5 protein-coding genes and 1 pseudogene are annotated in these 3,616 nt (G+C 37.2%); 5 read left to right on the forward strand and 1 reads right to left on the reverse strand.

All coding sequences use genetic code 11. From position 1 onward, the window contains the following. Both ACFILO_RS09040 and ACFILO_RS09045 read left to right on the forward strand, forming a co-directional pair. Positions 1-544 (forward strand): hypothetical protein (locus tag ACFILO_RS09040; protein ID WP_375678178.1); only part of this gene is annotated, 544 nt, incomplete at its 5' end. Between the two features lie 10 nt (positions 545-554). Next, positions 555-869: a hypothetical protein gene (locus ACFILO_RS09045; RefSeq protein WP_375627971.1), complete on the forward strand. Its 315-nt coding sequence runs from the start codon at positions 555-557 to the stop codon at positions 867-869. On the opposite strand, the gene ACFILO_RS09050 is transcribed toward ACFILO_RS09045, so the two are convergent. Next, complete coding sequence (locus tag ACFILO_RS09050) at positions 817-1,482, reverse strand: hypothetical protein (RefSeq protein ID WP_375627972.1); 666 nt, start codon at positions 1,480-1,482, stop codon at positions 817-819. The genes ACFILO_RS09045 and ACFILO_RS09050 overlap by 53 nt on opposite strands. A gap of 75 nt (positions 1,483-1,557) precedes the next feature. Between ACFILO_RS09050 and ACFILO_RS09055 the strand changes: the two genes are divergently transcribed. From ACFILO_RS09055 to ACFILO_RS09065, 3 genes and pseudogenes are all read left to right on the forward strand, one after another. Beyond that, positions 1,558-2,031, forward strand: coding sequence for a crossover junction endodeoxyribonuclease RuvC (locus ACFILO_RS09055; protein ID WP_375630580.1), 474 nt, complete (start codon positions 1,558-1,560; stop codon positions 2,029-2,031). Beyond that, a pseudogene (locus tag ACFILO_RS09060) lies at positions 2,021-3,093 on the forward strand (hypothetical protein). The gene ACFILO_RS09055 and the pseudogene ACFILO_RS09060 overlap by 11 nt, the downstream one beginning before the upstream one ends. Further along, positions 3,053-3,496, forward strand: a complete 444-nt coding sequence (locus ACFILO_RS09065) for a hypothetical protein (RefSeq protein WP_375613776.1) — start codon at positions 3,053-3,055, stop codon at positions 3,494-3,496. Before ACFILO_RS09060 ends, ACFILO_RS09065 begins: the two are co-directional and overlap by 41 nt. Positions 3,497-3,616: the final 120 nt, after the last annotated feature.

A 3,616-nucleotide genomic window follows, 5' to 3' on the forward strand; every position in this document is an offset into this window, starting at 1 on the left:
GACAATTGATGAATGTGATGCGGATCTTGAAGAACGTGACAAGGAAATTAAACAACTGAAGCAAGAGATTGAAGAACTAAAACAAAAGATAGATGCGTATCGAGAAGATTTTACACGGAAAAGTGAAAAGATACAGGCACTAAAAGCAGATGTTCAATCACGTGATACGGAAATTAAAGAATTGAAACAAAAGATAGAAGAACATGACGACGAGGAAATTGATGAACTGAAGCAAGAGATTAAAGAACGTGAGGAGGAAATTAAAGAATTGAAACAAAAGATAGATGCGTATCGAGAAGATTTTACACGGAAAAGTGAAAAGATACAGGCACTAAAAGCAGATGTTCAATCACGTGATACGGAAATTAAAGAATTGAAACAAAAGATAGAAGAACATGACGACGAGGAAATTGATGAACTGAAGCAAGAGATTAAAGAACGTGACGAGAAAATTCAAAGACTAACACAAGAGCTTAAACAGCGTGATGAAGCAGTAAAAGCGCCGGCTCATAAGAATAAGAAGAGTAAGAAGAAGGGTAAGTGAGGAGAGAAAGATGGAAGATGTAATGTCATTTGTCATAGGTCATATCATCAATAACATTCCAATTATTGTGGTCTCACTGTTTACTTTACACTATTATTTCAAGGCTTCTGACCTACAAGAACAGATAGATGAACAAGATGAAATAATTAGGGAAAAGGACACAATAATTAAAAATCAAGAAACATTAATAAATAAACAGGTAACTTCTATTGATGGACAGATTGCAAGTTTACACAAAAAAATAGAAAGAATTAAACCACAAGATATACAGTTTAATCAGCAATTTCAAAAAACATTTCCCATGTCTTTAATCCGTCGAAGCTAACAGGACAAAAGCTCACTTCGATTGTTTTCTTTGGATTATACGGTGCAGTATGCCTTATGAAAAATTCAGGGTCAACTATATCATTTGAGCTTAGAGGGGAAATATATAGTGTTAATGACAACTCACTGCGGCTTTTTAGATTAAATAACTCTAACAACTGTTCTGATGGTGGATTTATAAAACGTCCCTTTTTAAAATATTGTATACTACGTTGCGGTTTTATCAAATTTCTTTCGAAAGAGATACATTTAGGATCCATTCTAGAAAATCCAATAGAAATGGGATTACATACCATAGCAGCAATAAGTTCAAAAGGGCTTTCTTCAATAAGACGTATTTGTTTGATTCTAATATCTTTTTTTGTAGGATTTTTAATGATTAAGGGTATAAAAATTAAGGGGATTTTACGCGGTTCTTTACGCTCTAACCTTGGTAGAAATATTATTGGATCACTTGTCACAGTTAGCTTTTGTTCTGAAGCTTTTCTTCTTTTACAAAGTTTAAAATACTTAAACAAAAAACCTCCAATACTGATAAAAAGCGTAGCAATAATGGTAGATATGACAGTACTGTTATTAATCAAATGCCAAGCATTTTCTATTTCATTAAGCATATTTCATACGCCTTTCTCTTTCTACTTTTCAGAAAAAAACAACCTTATAAAACACGTTTTGTATGGAGAGGCGCGGTGAATAACACGATTCTTTGTTTTGATCTAGGTACCAAAACGGGGTGGGCGATACGTGGTGCAAGTGGTGACATGTTCAGTGGTACCGTGAATTTTCAATCGCGCCGTTTTGAAGGCGGTGGAATGCGTTACTTGCGCTTTAAGCAATGGCTATCAGAAATAAAGCAGACAGCAGGTCAAATTGACGTGGTGTATTTTGAAGAGGTGAGGCGTCATAAAGGTACAGATGCAGCGCATGTTTACGGTGGTTTGTTAGCAACGTTAACGGCGTGGTGTGAACAGCATCAGATACCGTATGAGGGGATACCAGTAAGTACGATTAAGAAAGCGACGACAGGCAAGGGGAATGCGTCGAAAGAAGAGATGATTAAGGCGGTGCGTGCAAAAGGGCACAATCCGAAAGATGATAACGAAGCAGATGCTTTAGCAATTTTATATTTAGTTAAAGAAAGGGAATTGGGGTATGTCCAGTAAATTACCATGGACGAGGCTTTTTGCAGACAAGTGGCTACTTGATCTTGCATATTTGCCAGCTTTTGAAGGTTTCATATATGTTAAGTTGCGCTTTCAAATGCTTCGCACAGGAGAGCCGCTTACGAATAATTTTAAAGTGTTATCTTTATTGGCTGGCTGCTCAGTAAAAAAATTCAGAAGGCATTAGATCTTTTATTAGAAACTGGACACATCATTTTTTTAGAAGATGGTTGATTGTGGAACCCAGATGTTGCATTAGAATTAAATGATAGCAAAGAGAAATCAGAAGCAGCAACAAAAGCAGCTCATTCTAGATGGCATAAAACAAAAGGTAAAAATGACAATAATCATATAAAAGGAAACGCATATGCGGATTGCATGCAGAGCGCATACGATGCGCATAGTGTTGCGCAATGCGAACGCAATGCCATTAACAATAACATTAACATATATAAAAAAAATAAAACTAACGTTTTATTAAAAAAAGAAATTGATTTTGAAGATTTAGAAACAATCGATTTGGTTGACGAGCCAATCGAGGTTGATGCGATTGAAAGCGAACCAAATCAAATCGCAACATCATCAGACAACCAACCTCCCATTCACGAGCAAGAAAACGTTCCTAAAAAAGCCAAGCGGGTTAAAGCCGATAGAGGTTGTCGATTGCCTGCGGATTTTGAACCCGATTACGATTTTGCAATCAACGAAGGCTTGCCTTCAGAGCGTGTGAAAGTCGAAATCGCAAAATTTAGAGATTATTGGAATGCCAAGGCAGGTAAGGACGCATGCAAAACGGATTGGCAAGCAACATGGCGCAACTGGGTACGCAAGGCAATTGAAGATTTACAGAAAGGAAAAAACTATGGAAAGTCAAGCACTGAAACAACAGTACAGCAGCGTGGATGGAGTTATCGCGTTGCACAGCACATGTCCAATATCAAAAATTCAGATAGTGTGTACAAATTTCTATTCGAGGATGACAACCGAACCACCATTCCATTGGAAGACAGGGCAAAAACCATTGATTGCAGAAGCGGAGAGAATTACTTCATTAGTTCATGATGCGTTGCAAAAGCTTGAAAAGAAAGCGACTGAAGAAGAAATTCAAACAACGTATCTTGTCCTTTCAAATGGACTTAAGAGCCCCATGGGATCAGATGAGAAAGCGACAGCGCTTGCGTATCTTTACGCTCTTGAAGGCATAAGCAGCTGGGTATTGCAAACGGCAACAAAGAACGCTTTGAAAGGCAAAGCCGAGGGCTTAAATTCGACCTTTATGCCCTCAACAGCAGATTTTTATCGTTATTGTAAGACGCTTGAAGGCAATATTCGCTTTCATGCAAAGCACATTCTTAGGAGCCTTGAAAAGCCTGAAAAGGAAACAAATAAAAAGGCACCGATGCCATCAGAACGCATAGAAAAGCTTCAAAAAGAACTTGAAGAAGTTTTAAAGGGCATTGAATGATAAACAGCAAAGTAGTGAAGTTTGCTGATGATTTTGAGAATAGATATGCGTTTAAATTGACAGAAAGGCACCGTACAGAGCGATTTAAAGATTTTGTGATAAAAACCACATTGAAATTAA

The sequence above is a fragment of the Bartonella sp. AP72JLCBS genome (assembly GCF_042195705.1).
GTDB lineage: Bacteria > Pseudomonadota > Alphaproteobacteria > Rhizobiales > Rhizobiaceae > Bartonella.

Coding starts and splice junctions, on each gene's coding strand:
- ACFILO_RS09050 (WP_375627972.1), bottom strand. CDS start 1,482: ATGCTTAATGAAATAGAAAATGCTTGGCATTTGATTAATAACAGTACT.
- ACFILO_RS09045 (WP_375627971.1), top strand. CDS start 555: ATGGAAGATGTAATGTCATTTGTCATAGGTCATATCATCAATAACATT.